The following is a 20,088-nucleotide window of genomic DNA, read 5'->3' on the forward strand; positions in this document are numbered from 1 at the left end:
TGTCCTCGAAGTCCAGGTCGACCTGGCTGGTGTAGGTCAGGCCGATGCGCGTGCCGGGTTGCGGGGCGTAGATCACACCGACGTTGGCGCCATAGCCCCAGGTGTTGTCCTGATACTTGTATTGGCCGTCAGCGCGGTCAGTGAAGCCGAAAGGGGAGCGGTCGATGGCGGTGTCGGCCTGCAACATGCCGTACATGGCCTTGACGCCGAGGCCGACCGACCACTGCTCGTTGAAGCGATACGCCACGCTCGGTACCAGTGACAAGCCGAGCAGGCTGGAGTTTTGTGCGAAGTAGCGGCCGGACCAGTCGTTGTCGTAATTGAGCGCCAGGCCGAAGTCACCATAGGAACCGAAACCGACGCTCCAGTGCTCGTCGAGTTCATGGCTGATGAAGAAGCTGGCGCCGGGCATCGGATCGAGGGCATTGCCACTGCCTGTGCCCGGGGTGTTGGTGCCGGAGTCGCGGTCGAAGCTCAGGTCGCCGTACAGCACCTGCAATCCACCGGTGATTTGCGTGCCCGGCAGAAAACTCATGCCCGCCGGGTTGCTGGCGATGGTCGAGGGGCCTTGGGCACGGGCGGCGGCACCGGCGTTGGCCAGGCCGGCGTTATCGGTGCCGATTTCATAGAGCATGATGCCACCGGCCCAGGCTTGTTGGCAGCACAGGGCAAGAAGCGCAGAAGTGGGCAGGGCAGCTGTTTTTATTGGCATTGAAATCCCTCAGCAATTGTCCATTTCGAATACGGGTGGACTGCACCAGCCACCCGTGGATTCGGCTGTTATTTGGCCATCTCTGCCCGAGCCGCGGCGATTTTGGCTTTAATGCACCCAGGGCGCTCTCCCCAAATAGAGGATTTCATACCGGTTCGACGGACCTTTTTCGGTGATCATTAGAGTTTGATCATAGCCGTCCAGATGAACTTTGCAGGTGGTGTCACCCAATTGTTGAAATGCGTTACCCCTCGCGAAGAGCGTAGGTTTGAATTTCGAAATATCCAGTAGTGAATAGTCAGAAAGTTAGTGTTTCAGGCACATTCCCGCGAAATGGCTTTCCGGCAATGGCGCCGTCAGAGGGGAAGGCAGACGTTTGTGTTACCAGCGAAACATCGGCAGCGGCCGCAGCGGCGAGCGGATGAGCTGCCGGGCGGAAAGCTTGATCAGCATCGAGTGGAAACCGTGATCGGGAAAGGTCGCCTGCACGGTTTTGATGAAGCTGCGGGGCAAGCCGAAACGCACCAGGCCCAGGGATACGTCCACCAGGTCGGCCTGGCGGAAGGGTTCGACACTGTCGGCGTAGGCACCGCGATACCGGCGCAGCTTGTGATGCTCAAGTATCAGCGCGCTGACTTCAGCCTTCAGTTCCGGTCGTTGCCGGTTGTCGAGGTACTCGGTGGCCAGGGCGATGGACGGGGGCAGGTAGTCGAGGGTGTCATCGGTCCAGATACCCAGGTCATGAAACGCCGCCGCGATTTGTACCGCGTCCGGGGGCAGGCCTTCGGCACCACGCAGGGCACCATGGAAATTCAGCACCCGGTAAATGTGGTTGCGGTAGCCCTGAAGGTCGGCCCCGATGGCCAGGGCGAACGAAGTGAGAATCTCGTCGGTGAGGGGGAGTTCGAGAAGAGGTGTCATCAGGCGTCACGCAACAGGTCGTTGGCATTGAGCAGGTCGTAGGCGATCTCCGGGCGCTTTTCCATGGCCCGGCGAATGGCGGCGGGGATGTTGGCGCGGGTCTTGCGGCACAGCCCCGGCAGTTCGCCAACCTGGATGCCGATGCCGCGCATGGTGCGCACTTCGTTGAAACCGGGGGCTATGTGCACGCGAATACCCAACTGTTCGAGCATGCGCCGTTGCAGGTGCTCCAGATCGCTCAGGCTCTGCAGGTTCTCCAGGCGCTCGATCAGGCGTTTTTCTTCGTTGCGGGTCAGAAACAGAATGCGCAGGTCCGCTCCTGGTGTTTCCAGCAGCGGGTCGCGCCCGCAGTCGCAGGCGCCGGGCGGGCAGGGTGAGCGGATCGCAGCAGTGGTGGTCATGGGGATCAATCATAGAGCGCTGTGATCGAGTTTGCCCATAGGGATTTGACGTGAAGGCGATCTAAAAATGTGGGAGCAAGCTTGCTCCCACATGGGTACTGCGTTTAATGAAAGTCTCGCTTACCTCACTTCAAGACCAGCATCCGATAAACGCCATCTTCGACTTCGATCCCGTGGGTGTCATGGGTGAAGCCGGGGAAGGATTTGTCGAAGGCTTCCAGTGCCTTGAGATACGCCAGCAGCGGACCGTCCGCCGGCCCTGCGTTCTCACCCGGCATCAGCAGCGGGATGCCGGGTGGATACGGCACGATACCGGTCGCGGCAAGACGCCCGGCGGCTTCGTTGAGCGTCACCAGCTCGATGTCATTGCGCACCAGTTTTTCGTAGGCCTCCACCGGGCTGAACTCGGCTTTTGGCAAGGTGCCGAAGGCCTGGGACATGTTGGCGGTGGTCTTGTGCTTCTTCATGGCGGCGAAGATTTCGTTGGCCAGATCCTTCAGGCCCATGCCGGCATAACGATGCTGGTTGGCGTTGTACAGGTCGGGCAGGCACAGCTCGAGCTCGGCGTTGTCGTCGTAGTCACGCTTGAAGTCGAGCAGGGCGTTGAGCAGCGTGCCCCACTTGCCTTTGGTGATGCCGATGGAGAACAGGAACAGGATGGTGAAGTCGGTGGTTTTCTCGACCACGATACCCTGACGGCCCAGGTACGCCGTGACCACGCAAGCAGGGATGCCGGAGGCGAGCAGGTTGCCGTCGTCACCCATGCCCGGGCTGAGCACCGAGACCTTGATCGGGTCGAGCATGCAGTAGCCGTCTTCAATGTCGCCGAAGCCGTGCCAGACCGCGTTCGGGTGCAGGACCCAGCAGTTCGGGTCGGTTTTCAGCGTGGCCGGGTCGACCTCATGGAACGGCACGGTCGCTGCGCCAACCTGTACGGTCGGCGGCTGCCAGCAGGTGAAGAACCAGTCGTCCTTGCTCAGCATCTCGTTATGCATGCGCGAGAGCACCTGGCGGAAGCTGATGGCTTCTTCAATCGACTCGTTGGTGAGGATCTGCCCGCTCGGTGCCTCCATCATCGCCGAGCTGACGTCGCAGGACGCCATGATCGCGTAGTTCGGCGAGGTCGAGGCGTGCATCATGTACGACTCGTTGAAGCGCGCATGTTCGATCGGGTTACGCCCGTCACGCACGTGGATCATCGAGGCCTGGGACAGGGCGGCCAGCAGCTTGTGAGTCGACTGGGTGGCGAACACGGTCGGCCCGGACTTGTCATGATCGGCCGGGTCGCCGTGCATGGCATGGCGTCCGCTGTACAGCGGGTTGAAACGCGCATAACCGTACCAGGCTTCGTCGAAGTGCAGGCGGTCCACGCTTTCACCCAGCAGTTCTTCGACGCGGGTGACGTTGTAGGTCAGGCCGTCGTAGGTGGAGTTGGTGACAATGGCGTGCACCGGCGTCGGGTCGATGCCTTGCTTGACCAGCGGGTTGTCGGCGATGGCGGCTTTCACGCCTTCGGCGCTCAGGGTCTGCGGCAGGATCGGGCCGATGATGCCGTAGCGGTTGCGGGTCGGTACCAGGTAGGTCGGAATCGCCCCGGACAGGGTCATCGCATGCTCGGCGGACTTGTGGCAATTGCGGTCGCACAGGGCGATCTGGTTGCGCGTGACGCTGGCCATGAGGATGACGCGGTTGGACATCGACGAGCCGTTGGTCACGTAGTACGTGCGGTGGGCGCCAAAGACCTTGGCGGCATAACGTTCGCCCTGGCCGATAGGGCCGCTGTGATCGAGCAGCGAACCGAGTTCGCCCACCGAGATCGACAGGTCGGAGCGCAGCAGGTTTTCCCCGAAGAACTCGTAGAAGGCCCGACCCGCTGTGCTTTTCAGGAACGCGGTGCCGCCGGCATGGCCTGGGGTGTGCCAGGAGTATTCATAGCTGCGGGCAAACTTCACCAGCGCGCCGAACATCGGCGGCAGGGCGGCCTGGCGATAGCGCTCGATGGCCGCCAGGATGCGCCCGCTGAGGAAGCGGGAGGTGTCCTCGGGCAGCCAGATGAAGTCGTCGGCGTGCTGCATGACCAATAACGGAATGCTCGACGCGGTGGTACGGTCGCTGATCAGGAACACCGGCACGCGGGTGTTGCGCTCGCGCAGCTTGACCAGCAATTTGGTGCAGTCGGCGTGGCCTTCGCTGGTGTCCATTTCCCAACGGATCAGCACGCATTGAATGGCAGGGTCCGAGCGCAGGATCGAGGCGGCATCGGTGAGGCTTTCCGAGGCCAGTACGCTGACACCACGTCCCTCTACGTCCTGGACCAGTTGGTCCAGGGCGCGGCCAAACACCGTTCGCTTGTCCGGCGGGCTGCTGACCAGTAGCGCCAGCATGCCCAGCGAGTGTTTATATTCCGTCATGCTTGAACCTCCATAGTGGCTGTATTCAGATTGTTCACCGGCACTGGCTCGGCAGTGAGGTGCTGCGCGCTGACGGTTTGCGTCGGTACGCTGTTGTTGAGTGCTTCGAGGCGGATCAGGCGGTTGTTGACGAAGCCGAACAGGGTGTAGCCAACGATCGTGGCCACGCCGCCCAGCATCAGTGCCTGTTCACCGGAACTGTACAGTGCCAGGTAACTGTAGGCCGCCGCGATCAGGGCGATGACGTTGGTGGCCAGTGCCTTGCCTTCCGGCACGTTGGAGACTTTCTGCATGGTCATCAGTGCGGCCATGGACAGGATGTACGGCACCAGGTTGGTGACCACCGCGAGGTTGACCAGGGTGTCGAACTGCTTGCTCAGGTCGGGGCTGATGGTGAGCAGGGCCAGCGCGGTCTGTGCCGCCAGCAGCACCAGCATGCCGACAATCGGCGTTCCCGCTTTGTTGCCCTTGGCAAAGATCGGCAGGAAGTAGCCGGTGTCGGCCGAGCTTTTGTACACCTGGGCGATGGTGAACTGCCAACCCAGCAGCGAACCGATGCAGGCGAGCACCATGGCCGCCATCACGATATCGCCGACCATTGGGGTGAACATCTTGGCGAACACCAGGCCGAACGGCGCGGTGGACGTGACCAGTTCTTCGTTGCCGACGATGCCGAAGATGACGTTGGTGGAGACGATGTAGATCACCGCCGCCCCCAGGGTGCCACCCAGCACGGCAATCGGTACGTTGCGCTCAGGGTTTTCCACCGCGTCGGTGTTGGCGCAAGCCGATTCCAGGCCAAGGAAGGCCCACAGTGTAATGGCCACCGAGGCGCCTGCCGCTTCGAACCAGCCCTTGTCGTGGGGGTTCCATCCAGCGGCGTAAACGCTGCTGTCGAACCAGAACCAGCCCACCGTGGATACCAGTACCACCGGTGCAATCACACCCCAGACCGTGACCGCGCCGATCCGGCCGGTAATGCGGGCACCGCCAAAGTTGGCGAAAGTGGTGATCCACAACAGGGCAATAGTGGCCAGGCCTACTTGCAGCGAATCAAGCTTTATCCCGAACAACACCTGGATGTAGCCGACGGCGGTAATACTGATCGCCACGTTGGCAATCAACAGCGAGAGACCGTAGGTGTAGTTGGTGATGTAGTTACCTGCTTTACCGAAGGTGTATTCGGCATAACCGCCCATGCCGCCGGTCTTGCGGCTGAGCATCCCGCATCGCGCAAAGGCGTAGGCCAGAGCGAGGGAGCCGGTGGCCGTTATCAGCCAGGAGAGGATAGAAATCGCACCGACTTCGGCGAGTTTAGTCGGTAGCAGGATAATTCCTGAGCCCAACATGTTGACGGCGGTCAACATTGTCAGTTGCCCCACACTCATTTTCTTTGCGACTGACATTCCGTTGCCTCACTTAGTTGGCGATTGAGAACCTTAGCTATAGCAAAGGTTTGAAATCCCGCAAGAAATTGACGACCCCCATCCCGCTTTTTCATTTATTTGCAGAAAAGGCAGGATGCTGGCCCCCAAGTTTCAAAGTTGTCTGCAAAATTACTTGGTTTTCAATTGGTTAGATAGGTCGAAATGCGCAAGATATGGATCGCATTAGTCCCGCTAGTAGTTGCGGGCATAGCCACTTCGGTTCAAGCAAAAGAACTGGCCGCCAAAGATCAGTACATGTGCAGTTGGGGGGCGGGCACCGCTGCAAGGGCACAGGAACTCAAGCTCTCAGGGGTTTCCTTGTATGCCGCCCGGCAGAAAATCCAGGTCTACAAGTTCGCTAAAAGCTGGATGCGCATGATGGCTCTTGGCATTACAGAGCAAACTTATGACAGTCCGTCGCGATTCAAACCGGCTGCTGTACGCCAGAGCTTTTATGAGGACTGCGTCAGGTACAAGTTGGCGCGTAAATAAAGAAGAAGCGGGCGTCGGTCGGATCGACCGCCGTGCGGGGCTGTGACGACTATATTGATTGACCATCCCAGCGACCCGATGGGGTGAAACCGGTTTTTTACAACTCAATCAGGAGGTCATCATGAGCCAGATCGATAAAGTGTTGTACACCGCCCAAACCCACACCACGGGCGGGCGTGACGGCGCGTCCCGCAGCTCCGACGGAATCCTCGACGTGAAGCTGTCGTCGCCGGGAGCGGGCGGCGGCGGAACCAACCCCGAGCAACTGTTCGCTGCCGGGTGGTCAGCCTGTTTCATCGGCGCCATGCAGGTTGCAGCCAGGGAAATGAAAGTGGCGCTGCCCAAGGATATGGCGGTCGATGCCGAGGTTGACTTGGGCACCAATGAAGGCGGCTACCTGCTGCAGGCGCGGCTCAATGTCAGCCTGCCGGGGCTGGACCGTGAAACCGCACAGAAAATCGTCGACACCGGGCACCAGTACTGCCCGTACTCGAAAGCCACGCGCAACAACATCAATGTGGTGCTCAAGCTTGTTTAAGTTGACGTGAAAAGGTCCTGATCAAAAAAGATCGCTGCCTGCGGCAGCTCCTACGGAATCGGTGTAGGAGCTGCCGCAGGCTGCGATCTTTTTTGTGTTGCGATACTACGAGAAATTCAATTCATCTTGCTGTGATCATGCATCATCGTGCCGTGATCCATGGTGTTAATCGCTTTGGCAACGGCTTCTACCTGAATCGACTCTTTCTCGCCCTTGGCGTTTTCGACGGTCAGGGTCAGTGGCACCTTGTCGCCGTCCTTGATCTGGCCTGTGAGGTTCATCAGCATGATGTGATAGCCGTTGGGATCGAAGCTCACCGGCTTGCCGGCCGGCAGAGCCACGGAGTCCACCTGCTGCATCTTCATCACGTCGTCTTTCATGCTCATTTCATGAATCTGCACCAGCTTGGCGACCGGCGTTTGCACGCTCAGCAACTTGCTGTCGCTGCTGGCGGTGACGGTCATGAAGGCGCCGCTCGACGGCTGGCCGGCCACGGTGGCGCGGACCCAGGCGTCGTCGACCCGGGTTTGTGCCGAGACCTGAAGGGCCAGGCCGACCAGGGCCAGGCCCAGTGCCAGTTGCTTGCAGCGTTGCACGAAGCGGTTTTTAGCCTGCGGGGCATTCATTTCAGCAAACCTCCATCACGGTGAGCAGGTCTTCTGCGCACTCTTTGGCCGTCAGGGACGCGGACAGTCCCAGGCGCAGATTGCCCCGGGAGTCGAAGACATAGCTGGTCGCGGTATGGGAGAGGGTATAGGTATCGCCGCTTGGGACTTTCTCAAAGAACACGCCGAATTCCTTGGCGGTGGCGGCGGTTTCTTCCAGCGTGCCGTACAGGGCTTCGAAACTCGGGTCGAAAGCCTTGACGTACTTGTCGAGCAACTCTGGCGTGTCGCGTTCAGGGTCGAGGGTGATGAAGACCACCTGCAGCCTTTCGCCATCGCGGCCCATCAGTTTCTTGGCCTGTGCGGCGCGGGCCAGGGTGGTCGGGCACACGGCCGGGCACTGGGTGAAACCGAAGAACACCATCGGCATCAGGCCGCGATAGCTGCCCAGCATCCGGGTTTCGCCCTCTGGGTTCTTGAGCTTGAAGTTACGCCCCATGATCTTGTCGCTGAGGTCCTTGCCATAGTTGAACGACAGCTTGCTGCTGTCGTCGCAACCGGCGAGCAGGCCCAGGCTCAACAGGCCCATGCCTTGCAGGACAGTCCGGCGGGTATACAAAGTACTCATGAAAAAAAGCATCCTGTTGAACAGGCTGAAATGACAGCGTGATGGCTGTACAGACGAAAAAATCGCGGGGATGTTAACAAACTGTGCCGGTGCCGGAGGTGCGGATACGACCATTGGACCGGCGCACAGGCGTGACATAGTGTCGCGCCGTCAGGGGAAAAAGTGCTCTTGTGGCGCGGGAGCTTGCTCCCGCTGGACTGCGAAGCAGGCCCTGCTTTTCTGGTGAAGAGCTGGGGCCGCTACGCGACCCAGCGGGAGCAAGCTCCCTCGCCACAAAGGTTCAGGGCAATCTGTCGGGTCGTTTTAACGACGCAGCTTCGCGCAATGATCCTGTTCCGGCTGTGCGGCTGTGTACCACACGTAATCCGCACTCTCGGCGGTCACGGTCTTGCCCGCTTCGGCCAGGATCAGCACTGCATTCCCTTCATCGGCACCGAGGTCCTTCAGGTGCAGCGGCACCCCCAGGTCCTTGCGCACGTGGAAGGCACCGGCCAGCAGCAACGCAGGCTTCGGCGCGGCCATCAGGCGCTCGGCCATGCGCCGGTCACGTTGCTGCTGCACGGCGAGCATGGCCGGCATCTGCGCTTCGGGCAGCAGGCCGCAATGGGATTCGCGGATGTCGTCCAGCAAGGTCGCCTGCACCTGTTGAGTGGTGGATGCTTGCCCCGTGAGTAGCGGGCGCTGTTTGTAGATCTGCATGATCTGCGCGCGGTCCAGGTTCGCCGCCAGCAGCGGATACGGTTGCCGCAGCGCGTAGGTGACGAGTGCGCCATAAACACTCCAGTCCCAATTGGCCTGCCAGGCCAGCGCCTTGAACGCATCGATCGGTGGCTGGCCCGCGCGGGTCGCAGCTTGCGCGGCATCGACCCTGGCCTGTTGATCTGGATTGAGCATTTCCATCAACAAACTGCCTTGTGGGCGTTGCGCCGCCAGTTCGCGCAGCAGCCACAATTGCAGGGCGTGGTGGTCCGGGTTGTCGTGCTGTTCGCCGACCAGAACACGCGGCGCAGCGGCCAGTCGTTCGACCAGTTGTTGCGGCGTCAACGTACGGCCCGTGGCGAGTTCGCGAATGACCCCGAGGTCGGTGTGATCACGGCCTTGCGGGGCGATCGGCGCCGGCAGTGGGGTGACCTGATGGGTTTGGCAGGCAGCCAGCAGGCTGAATGCACAGAGCAACACAAAGCGCATCGGTTTTCCTTATTGGTCTCAGCGCGCGATGATCAACGGGTGGCCACGTTCCGGGTGTTGCTGAATCAGCACTTCCAGACCATACACCGCCGCCAGCGCCTCGGTGGTCAGCACCTCTGCCGGTGGACCGTAGGCGTGGGGCAGGCCCTGTTGCAACAACAGTAGTTGATCGCAGTAACGTGCGGCCAGGTTGAGGTCGTGCAGGATCACCAGCACCGCGGCACCACGCTCGGCGAAGTCGCGCACGGCTTGCAAAATAGTGTGCTGGTGCAGTGGATCGAGCATCGATGTCGGCTCATCGAGCAGCAGGGTTTGCCCTTCGGCACCTGGCCAGAGCTGAGCGAGCACCCGCGCCAGATGCACGCGCTGGCGTTCACCGCCCGACAGGGCCAGGTAGCTGCGTCCGGCCAGATGAAGGGCATCGGCGGTCTTGAGCGCCTCGGCGACGATTTCGGCATCACGCACGCGGCCGCTGGCGTGGGGCAAGCGCCCCATGCCGACGACTTCATTGACCGAAAACGCAAAGTTCAGGCTCGAACTCTGCGGCAGCACGGCCAGGCGTTTGGCCCGTTCCTGACCCGGCCAGTCGGCGAGTGGACGCTCCTCGAGGCTGACCCTGCCTTCACTGGTCGCCAGTTCACCACACAAAGCCCCGAGCAGGGTGCTTTTGCCGGCACCGTTCGGCCCCAGCACGCCTAGCACTTCACCGGGGCGCAACTCGATATCGATGTTTGCCAGTACCGTGCGGTTGCCACGACGTACCAGCAAGTTGTTTGCCCGCAGCATCAGGAACGCCCTCGCACCAGCAGATATAGAAAGAACGGAGCGCCGATCAGTGCAGTCACGATGCCGATGGGCAGTTCGGCCGGCGCCAACAACAGGCGCGCCGCCAGATCGGCCAGCAACAACAGGCTGGCACCGGCCAGCAACGAGGCGGGCAGCAACACCCGGTGATCCGGACCCACCAGCAGGCGCATCAGATGCGGCACCACCAGACCGATAAAACCGATCAGCCCGGCCGCCGCGACGGCCGCGCCGACGCCGAGCGCCGTGCACAACACCAGCTCAAGCTTGATCCGCTCGATGTCAAAACCCAGGTGACGCGCTTCCGATTCACCCAGCAGCATGGCATTGAGCGCCGCCGCGCGACGGGGCAACCACAACGCCACGCCTACGGTGACAATCAACAGGGGCCACAAGCGTGGGTAACTGGCACCGTTGAGGCTGCCCAGGTTCCAGAACGTCAGGGTACGCAAAGTGGCGTCGTCGGCCAGGTAGGTGAACAGCCCGACCCCGGCACCGGCCATGGCCGTCATCGCCACACCCGCCAAGAGCAGGGTGGCGACGTCGGTCTGCCCGTTGCGGCGACCGAAGCGATACACCACTGCCGTGACGATCAAGCCGCCGGCGAAGGCGCTCACCGACAGCAGATAAGGTTCGACGGCCGGCGGCAAGCCACCGAGCAGGCTGCCGCCGACGATGGCGATGGCGGCACCCAACGCCGCACCACCGGAGACGCCGACCAGACCCGGATCGGCCAAGGGGTTGCGGAACAACCCCTGCATCGCCACGCCGGACAGCGCCAGTACCGAACCCACGACGATGCCGAGCAAGCTGCGCGGCAGACGAATCTGCCCGAGGATCAACTCCGCCTGCTGCGTGTCGCCACCTTCGAGCGGCAACCCCAGCAGACGCATCCCGGCCAGCAAGGTATCTCCCGGCGGCAGGCTGACCGGCCCGAGGGCCAGGGACAGCCAGAACACCAGAACCAGCAACAACAGCAAAAAGATCAACGTCGGACGCGGCCGAAAAATGGCCGTCATGGGCTTATCCCGGCGGTCCGCGCTTTGGCGTCCGGGTAGAACGCCGTGGCACGGGCCGGCAGTGTCTTGATACGCATCGGGACTATTCCTTGGCCGATCAGAGGGGTTCGTAGCGGGTGATGATGCCATCGACGCCCGGCTTACGCACACGCCACGGTTCGGTCACGCCAGATCAGGTGTTTATGTATGGCGTTTTCGATCATGAGGAGAACTTGTGATCATCAAGATTAAAATGAGTTTGTCTCACTCGCTGGCACTGTCGACAATGGCCCCATTGAACGCATTGGAGTTATTTGACATGGCTGTGGCCCATTCCCTTGGATTTCCGCGCATTGGTCGCGACCGTGAACTGAAAAAGGCGCAAGAGGCGTTCTGGAAGGGCGAACTCGACGAAGCCGGTCTGCGCACCGTGGGCCGCGACCTGCGCAAGACCCACTGGGACTTGCAGAAAAACGCCGGTATCGAGCTGCTGCCGGTTGGCGACTTCGCCTGGTACGACCAGGTCCTGACCCATTCGTTGATGTTCGGTGTGATCCCGGAGCGTTTCCGCCCGCACGATGGCAAGGCCAGCCTGCAAACCCTGTTCGGCATGGCCCGTGGTGTGAGCGACAGCTGCTGCGGCGGCGCGCACGCCCAGGAAATGACCAAGTGGTTCGACACCAACTATCACTACCTCGTCCCTGAATTCAGCGCCGATCAGCAGTTCCAGCTCGGTTGGGACCAGTTGTTCGAAGAAGTCGAAGAAGCCCGTGCACTGGGGCATAACGTCAAGCCGGTGATCATCGGCCCGCTGACTTACCTGTGGCTGGGCAAGGCCAAGGGCGCCGAATTCGACAAGCTGGAACTGCTGGATCGCCTGCTGCCGCTGTACGGCCAGATCTTCCAGCGCCTGGCGGCACAGGGTGTCGAATGGGTGCAAATCGACGAGCCGATCCTGGCGCTCGACCTGCCACAGGCCTGGAAGAACGCCTTTGAGCGGGCCTACAACCTGATTCAGCGTGACCCATTGAAGAAGCTGGTTGCCACTTACTTCGGTGGGCTGGAAGAGAACCTGGGCCTGGCCGCCAACCTGCCGGTGGATGGCCTGCACATCGATCTGGTGCGTGCGCCTGAGCAGTACCCGACCATCCTCGATCGCCTGCCGGCCTACAAAGTTCTGTCGCTGGGCGTGGTCAACGGCCGTAACGTCTGGCGCTGCGATCTGGAAAACACGTTGGCTACCTTGCAACATGCTCACGAGCGTCTGGGGGATCGCCTGTGGGTCGCGCCATCCTGTTCGCTGCTGCACAGCCCGGTTGATCTGGAGCGTGAGGACAAGCTCGATGCCGAACTGAAAAGCTGGCTGGCGTTTGCCGTGCAGAAGTGTGAAGAAGTCGCGGTGCTGGCTCAGGCTGTCAGCGAACCGGAAGCGCCGAAGGTGCTGCAAGCGCTGACTCACAGCCGCGCCGTGCAGGCCAGCCGTGCGGCATCGCCACGCATTCATAAACCGGCCGTGCAGGCGCGGGTTGCTGCCATCACCGCCCAGGACAGCCAGCGTCATTCGCCGTTTGCCCTGCGTATCGAGAAACAGCGCGCTGGCCTTAACCTGCCCCTGTTCCCGACCACCACCATCGGTTCGTTCCCGCAAACCGCGTCGATCCGTCTGGCTCGCCAGTCGTTCAAGCAAGGCAAGCTGACCGAAGCCGAATATACCGAGGCGATGCACAGCGAGATTCGTCACGCCGTGCAAGTGCAGGAGCAGCTAGGCCTGGACGTGCTGGTGCACGGTGAAGCCGAGCGCAACGACATGGTCGAATACTTCGCCGAGCAAATCGACGGCTACGTGTTCACCCGTTTCGGTTGGGTCCAGAGCTACGGTTCGCGTTGCGTGAAACCGGCGGTGATCTACGGTGACCTGAGCCGCCCGAAAGCCATGACCGTGGAGTGGATCCGCTATGCCCAGGGCCTCACCGACAAGGTGATGAAGGGCATGCTGACCGGTCCCGTGACCATGCTGATGTGGTCGTTCCCCCGTGAAGACGTGAGCCGCGAAGTGCAGGCTCGTCAACTGGCTTTGGCCATTCGCGACGAAGTGGTGGACCTGGAAACCGCCGGGATCAAGATCGTGCAGATCGACGAGGCCGCGTTCCGCGAAGGCCTGCCGTTGCGCCAGGCGCAGTGGCAGCACTACCTGGACTGGGCGACCGAAGTGTTCCGCCTGTGCGCCTGCGGCGTGCGTGACGAAACCCAGATCCACACCCACATGTGCTACAGCGAATTCAACGATGTGATCGAGTCCATTGCCGCCATGGATGCCGACGTGATCACCATCGAAACCTCGCGTTCGGACATGGAACTGCTGGACGCGTTCGAAGCCTTTGCCTACCCCAACGAAATCGGCCCGGGCGTGTACGACATCCACTCGCCAAGGGTGCCGGACTCCACGGAAATGGCCAACCTGCTGCGCAAGGCCGCCAAGCGCATTCCCGCCGACCGCCTGTGGGTCAACCCGGACTGCGGCCTGAAGACCCGCGGCTGGCCGGAAACCGAAGCGGCGCTGGTGCACATGGTCAACGCTGCGCGCCACCTGCGTAAAGAATGGGCCTGACGCTGTATTGGGTGTACCACTGAGCCCTGCTCGCGAAGGCGGTGTGTCAGGCGACATCGATGTCGAATGTGCCGGTCTCTTCGCGGGCAAGTCGGATCGCCGCACCGCCGCTCCCACAGGGATTTTCGGCGGGCACAATAACTGTGTGCGTTGTTAAAACCACTCAGCGCCGTGGCTCGGCCACCAACAGTAATGACTGCGGCACGGGGCTTTGCGGGTGCTGTGGCTCCTGCAGGCTGGCAAGAGTAAATCCCGCCATGTCCAGTGCATTGTGCCAACTGGACAAGGTACGGAAATACCACGGCATGGGCTGCCACTGCCCCTTGAACGTGGAGAATGTCTCTTCCCGCCAGCCATCCTGATAATCGCCCGCCGCAGCCGCCCACGGGTGCAGCGTCTGGATCACCAGCGCGCCGCCAGGGGCGAGCAGGGTGTTCATGGCGGCGAGCAGGGGGATGATGTCCTGGTGCAGCAGGGCGAAGTTGGCGCAGATCAGGTTGTAGTCGCGGCCGATGTCGACTTTCGCTTCCAACAACTGTTCATAACTCGCCAAATGCACCGGCGCAGCGCCCGCCGCCCGCGCCGCCGCCACCAGCGTCCCATCGCCATCCACGCCGACCGCCTCGATACCCCGGGCTGTCAGCGCACGCAACAACCAGCCTTCGCCGCAACCCAGGTCGAGCACACGCTCGGGCTGACGACCCAGCACCGCCAGCACGATGGCCTGGTCGGTGACCTTTTGGCGGCTTTCGATGGTGCCCGAGCGTATGGCGTCGATCCAGGCCCGGGCGTTGTGGTGCCAACTGTCGAGGAGGGTGGTTTCGGGGGCTGACATGGTCGATGTCCGGCGTGATGGGTTGGATGAAAGGATAGGGCAAGGGTTTCGATCGTCCATTGTGCTGGTTTGTTTTCAGCCGGTTTTACCCGGCACCAACGACCGACTGTCCTCAGTAGTTCATCCCGTCATCGATCGCGATGCCCTTGGCGCGCATGGCCTTGATCAACTCGCTACGGGTGCCGGGCAGGTTGAGCATGGTCTTGGCCCGTAACTCTGTGACTTCTTCGGTGGTGTAGGGCTGATAGTCGGCCGGCAGACTGTCGCCCGCCATGCCGTCTTTGCGCATCAGCCAGTTGAGCAAGTCCGCCAGTTGCGCGTTGTTCAGCGCCGACTGCGACATGCCCGGCACCCGCACGAGGAATTCTCGGCCACCGGGGACTTTCAGGAAGTTGCCGACAAAGCCTTTCATCCGTGGCGTGTCGTTGGCGGCCGAACCCGTGCCGTCGCCCAGGTGGCAACCGGCGCATTGCAGTTGGTAGTTCACGCCGACGCTGTAACCGGCCTGGGCAATCGGGGTTTGCAGTGATTCATTGCCCGGCGCGTGATGCTGGTTCGGGTCGGGAATGGCCCGGGCATAGGCGAGCGGGGCGCCAAGGGCGCAGACGAGACCGAGGAGTAGCAACTTGCGCATGACTGAGCACCTTTTGCTTGTTGCGGGCGAAAGTTAAAAAAACAGCCGGACAAAATAAAAAAGCCGCCGATTGCGCGAGCAACCGGCGCAAAGCGCGTTTGTTTTAAACGGCGACGCCGCGGATGACTGAAACGGTGCAGTGATAGATGTGGGATTTGGCGGCCAGGCACCAGTTCACATCGTTGTTGTTGAACGGGCGGTAGGCCGGTTCTTCACTGTCGTTGCGGGTGCAGGCGCATTGGGCGCAGCTTTGCTTACCGCAGCAGTCGTTGTACGAAATGATGTAGTCCTTGCCGTCGGCCGGGTTGCGGCAGGTGCCGATCCAGGTCACTTGCGAGGCTTCGGTGCCTGGTGGGCAGGACGTCACCGACCCGCCGCAGCAACTGCACAGGAAGCCGTCGATGGAACAGTAGCGCCAGTAGTCGCAACTGTTTGGATCACCCGGGTCGCCGGCCTGCGCGGGTTCCGCGGCCAGGGCCTTGCTGGTGCGGTCCAGCGGCAGCAGCAGGGGCAGGGCGGCACCGGCCACCATCAGCGAACCCATGCGCGCCAGCAATTTACGACGCGACGTGGTGTCGGCGACACGGCGGGACGAACGCTCAAACAACAGATCCAGCAGTTTCATAAAGGTCTCCCTGCCTTATCAGTGGCTATGGCCGTGGCTGTGGTCGTGATCGTGGGTGTGCGGTTGGGCATTGAGGTACTGCTGCAGCGTGGCGTGCTTCAAGTGCTCGACTTCAAACAGGCTGTCCAGGTGCTCGCGGGAGTTGACCAGGCCTTTGGCGCGCAGGGTGCCGGCCTTGTCGATCAACGCGGCGTACGGCAGCTTGCCGATCTGGTAGGTCATACCCACTTCCGGGCCGACCACATAGGTGGTGTCTTCGAGTTTATGTTCGCGGATCAGCGCTTGCTGGGCATCCATGTCGCCGTCGCTGACGAACACCACGTCGAGCGTGCCGGCCTGTTCCTTGGCGATGGACTTAATCGCCGGCAGCAGCGACTTGCAGATCGGGCAGGTCGGCGAGAGGAAGAACAGCAGTTGCGATTTCTCGCTGGCATAACCGAAGTTCACCGGACGACCGTGACGGTCGCTGGCAGTGACTTGCGGCGCGGGTTCATTGACCGCCACGCCTTTGTCGACCATCAACGCGCCGGCCGGCGCCAGGCGACCGTGCAGCACGCCAATCTGCCGCACCAGGCCCATGACGACAAACGCCACGGCCACCAGCAGCACCCAGAGCAGAACGTTGGAAACAATCAAGCCTTCCATTTCGATTACCTACCAATCAATTTGAGCAGAAGAGGGGAGTTCGCCAGCAGGCCATCGGCCGCGGCGTAGATGAGCAGCGCAACGGCGGCCGCAGCCAGGGTCACGAAGCCATCGAACAGGTTGAGGTCGCGGGCAACCGGCGCCACGCTGGCCACCAGCGCCAGTAGCACCAGCGCACTGTTACGTGCCAGCAACACCGGGCGCAGCGGCTGTGCCTGGTCGGGGCCGGCGCACCCGCAATCGATGTCGGCGCGACCGCGCCACAGGTTGATGCCGATGGCAGCGGCGTACAGCGCCAACAGGCTGGCGGCGCTCAACGCGGCATAATCACGGCTGACCGGCACCAGCAGGGCAAAGGCGATGACCAGTTCCAGCAGCGGCACCAGCCGTGCCGTCGGGCGCACCAGCGCCTCGGGCAGCAGTTGATAGTCCGCCAGTTGCCGGGCGAAGCGGGCCGGCGCGCGCAACTTGTGGGTCGCGGCGCTGGCCAGCAACACCGCGATGGCGATGGCGCTGGCAATGATGAAGATCGGATCTGTGTGCATGGCCGAACCTCTTAGTAGCTCAGGACCTGAGTCGCGGTTTTGGCGACTTTCGGCATGCTGCCGGTGAGCTTGTTGGTCTTCAGATCGAAAATCTGCAAACCGCCTTCCACGTCGGTGCCAAGCAACAACGGCTTGTCGTCGCCAGTGGCCTGCATACTCCACACCGGAACCGGGGCTTCCAGGGTCGCCACCTTCTTGTGGGTCTTGAGGTCAAACGCCCAGATCAACGGGCTCGGGTCTTCCCACTTCAACGGTTCGTGGGCGTCGTGCATCAGCACGTACAGGCGGTCCAGCTTTGGTGCCACGGCCATCAACTGCCAGCCCCCCGGCGCCCAACCGGCTTTCTTTTCCTCGTCGGAAACCAGCGACCAGGACGGCAGGACTTTCGGCGCATCTCCAGCGAAATCCACCGGGCGTACGGTGCCGGTCGTGGTGCTGAAGTAGTAGGTATCGCCGACGTTGACCGCGCGCTCTACCAGTTTTTCCGCGTTCGGATCAAAGAACGGCGTGCGGCTGCGCGCGGTTTCCTGGCCCTGATCGTTGAGGGTCACCACCTGCAGGCTGCCGTCGCCGCACAGCGAGGCGAAGCGGCGGTTGCCGACCGGGTAGTTGAGCACGCAACCGGGGATGGCGATTTCCGTGGCAACGGCCTTGGCCTGGGTATCGACCACGGTCACCGACGTCGACGGGGTGAAGTTGTAGACGTAGACGAACTTGTCGTCGCCGCTTGGCTTGAGCGAGTAACGCTGGGTCAGCGACTCGGCGCGCTTGTTCGGAATCAGCACTTCCCAGGCCGGCGACAGGGTCGAGCTGTCCCACGCGGTGAGCACGTCGGTGCGGGTGCCGCGGGTGCCACGGGAATACCAGATGTCCGCACTGTAGAGGGTTTTCTTGTCGTGACTGAGGGTCGACGGCGCCGCGAAACCGGTCGGCACCATGCCGAGGATGCGCTTCTGGTCCGGATCGACCACGGTCACGCGGCCCGCCACGAAGCTGTCGAACTCGACGTCGATGACAAACGCGCGGTGAGCTTCGGGTGGAAACGCCAGAACGGTCTGGCCAATCGTACCGGCGGGCAAGTCCGCGCGGGCACTGTTCAAACCGAGTACAAGCAGGCTCAGGCCTAGCGCTGACTGTACGGAGATCCTGTTTGTTCGCATAAGGGGAACTTCCTGAATTGTTGGTAACGCGGATCGCGGGTGCTTTGGCAGATTTTTACCCTTTGATTCTGCCGTGCCCCGCGATCGCGAGAATTGCCCTGCCTGCCAAGTGTTTGTGTGTCTGTGCCAGTCGTATGGAAGAGCGAAAAGATCGCAGCCTGCGGCAGCTCCTACAGGGCAATGAGGTCCCCGTAGGAGCTGCCGCAGGCTGCGATCTTTTGCTTTAGACGAGGGAAGCGAGGGGAAGGGAGAAGCTGAAAACAGCGCCGCACGGCTCGAGGTTTTGCGCCCAGATATCGCCACGGTGGCGGCCGATGATGTTCTTGCACAGCGCCAGGCCGATGCCGTTGCCGCTGACCTTGGACGAGAAGAAGCCGTCGAACAGTTTCTCTTGCGCCTGGGCCTGGATGCCGCGCCCGCTGTCTTCAATGCGCACCAGGGCCACATCGTTCTCGCGGCTGGCATGGATACGCAACAGGCGTCGTTCGGTAGGCAGGTCGGCCATTTCTTCGATGGCGTTGAAGGCCAGGTTGAGGATCACCTGGCCGATCAGCACCTTCTCGCAACTCACCCGCAGCGGTTCTGAGGCGGTGACTATTTCCACGCGCACCAGGCTCGGATCGGCCCGCAGGCTGATGAAGTAGCGGGTTTCGCGCAGTAGCTCATTAAGGTCGAGCAGCTCTTCGCTCTGCTCCAGCTTGACCACGTAATCGCGCACGCTCTTGATGATCACCGAGGCGTGTTCGATCTGCCGCACGGCGCTCTGCAAGCCCCAGGCGACGCCTTGATCGGTTTCGCCGGCGTTGCCCAGGCGAATCACCGCGCCTTCAATAAAGTTGCGGGTCGCCGCCAATGGCTGGCTCAACTCGTGGGCAATCGCCACGGCCATTTCACCCATGGCGTTGTAGCGCGCCAGGTATTCGAGTTTCTGCTCGCTGACCCGCCGCGCCTCTTCGGCCTGCACCTGTTCGGTCACGTCGCGGAACAGCAGCAGGTGGCCGACCAGATCGTCCTCGATCTCGATGTAGCGGCACGTTGCGTCATGCCAGCGCCACTCGCCATCGCGGCGCTGCACTTTGTAATGCACGTTGAACGGCGCGTGCTTCGGTCTCTCCTGGGCAAGCTGGTGCAGCAGGCGCTGGCCGGATGCGTCGTCGCACCAGGCCAGGAAGTTCTTGCCCATCAGCTGGTGCACTTCGCTGTTGAGCAGGTGCGCGCCGGAGTCGCTGATAAAACCGATATCACCCTCGGGGCCGAGCACCGCCACGCCTTCGGCCAGGTCCTGCATGAAGGCCTTGAGCCGGCTCTCGAAACGCTTGAGGTCGCGCTTGACCTTGTCTTCCTTGGAAATGTCGCGGAACTGCACCATCAGCACATCGCGACCGTCCAGGTGCACCAGGGTCGCCACCGCCTCGGAAAGAATCTCCACCCCTTGCTTGGAGCGATAGCACCATTCGATGGCCCGTTGCCCGGTGCGCGCGGCGCCTTCCAGCCAGCGCAAGCCCACCGAGCGTCGGTACTTCGGGGCGTCGCGGGTCATGTCCGGGGCCTTGAGCGGCGTCAGTTCTTCCAGGGTAAAGCCCAACGCCGCCAGGGCAGCGCCGTTGGCCCAGAGAATTTCCTTGGTGTGCGCGTCATGAAGAATGATGCACAGCGGCATGGCTTCGATCAGCGCATAAAAGTCGTTCGGTTTTGGCTGGTACATCGCACGGCCCCTGGCGGCAGAGATTTGCAGTATGGCGTTTTATACCTGCTCGCACAGCGGGATGCGCTCAGAGGTAATCGGTGGTGGGCTAGGGGATTTCTTTAGCGGGGGGGTTGCACGCACCAATAGTTGTGCCGGGACGCGGTTTTTACACTGGACCTCAATGCAAAGGCATCCACACATCTTCTCTGTAGGAGCTGCCGAAG

At 61.8% G+C, this 20,088-nt stretch carries 20 protein-coding genes; 3 read left to right on the forward strand and 17 right to left on the reverse strand.

The features are described 5' to 3' along the window. From ACM6IT_RS00905 to potE, 5 genes are all read right to left on the reverse strand, one after another. Positions 1-712 (reverse strand): OmpP1/FadL family transporter (locus tag ACM6IT_RS00905; protein WP_414917273.1); only part of this gene is annotated, 712 nt, incomplete at its 3' end. Between the two features lie 381 nt (positions 713-1,093). Then, the gene (locus ACM6IT_RS00910; RefSeq protein ID WP_414917274.1) at positions 1,094-1,633 is read right to left on the reverse strand and encodes an HD domain-containing protein; all 540 of its coding nucleotides are present in this window, start codon (positions 1,631-1,633) and stop codon (positions 1,094-1,096) included. Further along, positions 1,633-2,034, reverse strand: a complete 402-nt coding sequence (locus tag ACM6IT_RS00915; RefSeq protein WP_056723123.1) for a hypothetical protein — start codon at positions 2,032-2,034, stop codon at positions 1,633-1,635. Before ACM6IT_RS00915 ends, ACM6IT_RS00910 begins: the two co-directional genes overlap by 1 nt. Positions 2,035-2,159: 125 nt before the next feature. Further along, positions 2,160-4,445 (reverse strand): Orn/Lys/Arg decarboxylase N-terminal domain-containing protein, encoded by a 2,286-nt coding sequence (locus ACM6IT_RS00920; protein WP_056723121.1) that lies wholly within the window; start codon positions 4,443-4,445, stop codon positions 2,160-2,162. After that, a complete protein-coding gene (gene potE, locus ACM6IT_RS00925; RefSeq protein ID WP_056723119.1) occupies positions 4,442-5,851 on the reverse strand; it encodes a putrescine-ornithine antiporter in 1,410 nt (469 codons plus the stop codon). Before potE ends, ACM6IT_RS00920 begins: the two co-directional genes overlap by 4 nt. A gap of 183 nt (positions 5,852-6,034) precedes the next feature. Between potE and ACM6IT_RS00930 the strand changes: the two genes are divergently transcribed. Beyond that, complete coding sequence (locus ACM6IT_RS00930) at positions 6,035-6,364, forward strand: hypothetical protein (RefSeq protein ID WP_056723118.1); 330 nt, start codon at positions 6,035-6,037, stop codon at positions 6,362-6,364. A 121-nt stretch (positions 6,365-6,485) separates the two neighbouring features. Next, positions 6,486-6,902: an organic hydroperoxide resistance protein gene (locus tag ACM6IT_RS00935; protein WP_414917275.1), complete on the forward strand. Its 417-nt coding sequence runs from the start codon at positions 6,486-6,488 to the stop codon at positions 6,900-6,902. 116 nt (positions 6,903-7,018) lie between these two features. Here ACM6IT_RS00935 and ACM6IT_RS00940 read toward each other — a convergent pair whose 3' ends face one another. The 5 genes from ACM6IT_RS00940 to ACM6IT_RS00960 form a co-directional block, all read right to left on the reverse strand. Continuing rightward, positions 7,019-7,528 carry a copper chaperone PCu(A)C gene (locus ACM6IT_RS00940; protein ID WP_414917276.1) on the reverse strand — a complete coding sequence of 170 codons (510 nt, stop codon included), beginning with the start codon at positions 7,526-7,528 and terminating at the stop codon, positions 7,019-7,021. Position 7,529: 1 nt separating this feature from the next. Beyond that, the gene (locus ACM6IT_RS00945) at positions 7,530-8,135 is read right to left on the reverse strand and encodes an SCO family protein (protein WP_056723114.1); all 606 of its coding nucleotides are present in this window, start codon (positions 8,133-8,135) and stop codon (positions 7,530-7,532) included. A 303-nt stretch (positions 8,136-8,438) separates the two neighbouring features. Next, entirely contained in the window at positions 8,439-9,323 is an 885-nt protein-coding gene (locus ACM6IT_RS00950; RefSeq protein WP_414917277.1) for a ChaN family lipoprotein, read from the reverse strand. 18 nt (positions 9,324-9,341) lie between these two features. Continuing rightward, the gene (locus tag ACM6IT_RS00955; protein ID WP_414917278.1) at positions 9,342-10,109 is read right to left on the reverse strand and encodes a heme ABC transporter ATP-binding protein; all 768 of its coding nucleotides are present in this window, start codon (positions 10,107-10,109) and stop codon (positions 9,342-9,344) included. Continuing rightward, a complete protein-coding gene (locus ACM6IT_RS00960) occupies positions 10,109-11,146 on the reverse strand; it encodes a FecCD family ABC transporter permease (RefSeq protein ID WP_414917279.1) in 1,038 nt (345 codons plus the stop codon). The genes ACM6IT_RS00955 and ACM6IT_RS00960 overlap by 1 nt, the downstream gene beginning before the upstream one ends. A gap of 298 nt (positions 11,147-11,444) precedes the next feature. On the opposite strand from ACM6IT_RS00960, the gene metE reads away from it, so the two are divergent. Further along, on the forward strand, positions 11,445-13,733 hold the full coding sequence (gene metE, locus ACM6IT_RS00965; RefSeq protein ID WP_414917280.1) for a 5-methyltetrahydropteroyltriglutamate--homocysteine S-methyltransferase: 2,289 nt from the start codon (positions 11,445-11,447) through the stop codon (positions 13,731-13,733). 163 nt (positions 13,734-13,896) lie between these two features. Here metE and ACM6IT_RS00970 read toward each other — a convergent pair whose 3' ends face one another. From ACM6IT_RS00970 to ACM6IT_RS01000, 7 genes are all read right to left on the reverse strand, one after another. After that, positions 13,897-14,568: a class I SAM-dependent methyltransferase gene (locus tag ACM6IT_RS00970; RefSeq protein ID WP_414913006.1), complete on the reverse strand. Its 672-nt coding sequence runs from the start codon at positions 14,566-14,568 to the stop codon at positions 13,897-13,899. A gap of 112 nt (positions 14,569-14,680) precedes the next feature. After that, positions 14,681-15,202: a cytochrome C gene (locus tag ACM6IT_RS00975; protein WP_414913007.1), complete on the reverse strand. Its 522-nt coding sequence runs from the start codon at positions 15,200-15,202 to the stop codon at positions 14,681-14,683. Between the two features lie 103 nt (positions 15,203-15,305). After that, the gene (locus ACM6IT_RS00980; protein WP_008050506.1) at positions 15,306-15,827 is read right to left on the reverse strand and encodes a methylamine dehydrogenase light chain; all 522 of its coding nucleotides are present in this window, start codon (positions 15,825-15,827) and stop codon (positions 15,306-15,308) included. A gap of 18 nt (positions 15,828-15,845) precedes the next feature. Continuing rightward, positions 15,846-16,472, reverse strand: a complete 627-nt coding sequence (gene mauD / locus ACM6IT_RS00985) for a methylamine dehydrogenase accessory protein MauD (protein ID WP_414917281.1) — start codon at positions 16,470-16,472, stop codon at positions 15,846-15,848. Between the two features lie 5 nt (positions 16,473-16,477). Further along, positions 16,478-17,017, reverse strand: coding sequence for a MauE/DoxX family redox-associated membrane protein (locus ACM6IT_RS00990; RefSeq protein ID WP_414917282.1), 540 nt, complete (start codon positions 17,015-17,017; stop codon positions 16,478-16,480). 11 nt (positions 17,018-17,028) lie between these two features. After that, positions 17,029-18,177: an amine dehydrogenase large subunit gene (locus ACM6IT_RS00995; protein ID WP_414917283.1), complete on the reverse strand. Its 1,149-nt coding sequence runs from the start codon at positions 18,175-18,177 to the stop codon at positions 17,029-17,031. A 223-nt stretch (positions 18,178-18,400) separates the two neighbouring features. Then, on the reverse strand, positions 18,401-19,882 hold the full coding sequence (locus ACM6IT_RS01000) for an ATP-binding protein (RefSeq protein WP_414917284.1): 1,482 nt from the start codon (positions 19,880-19,882) through the stop codon (positions 18,401-18,403). Positions 19,883-20,088: the final 206 nt, after the last annotated feature.

The sequence above is a fragment of the Pseudomonas sp. IT-P4 genome (assembly GCF_949767755.1).
Classification (GTDB): Bacteria; Pseudomonadota; Gammaproteobacteria; order Pseudomonadales; family Pseudomonadaceae; genus Aquipseudomonas; species Aquipseudomonas monachiensis.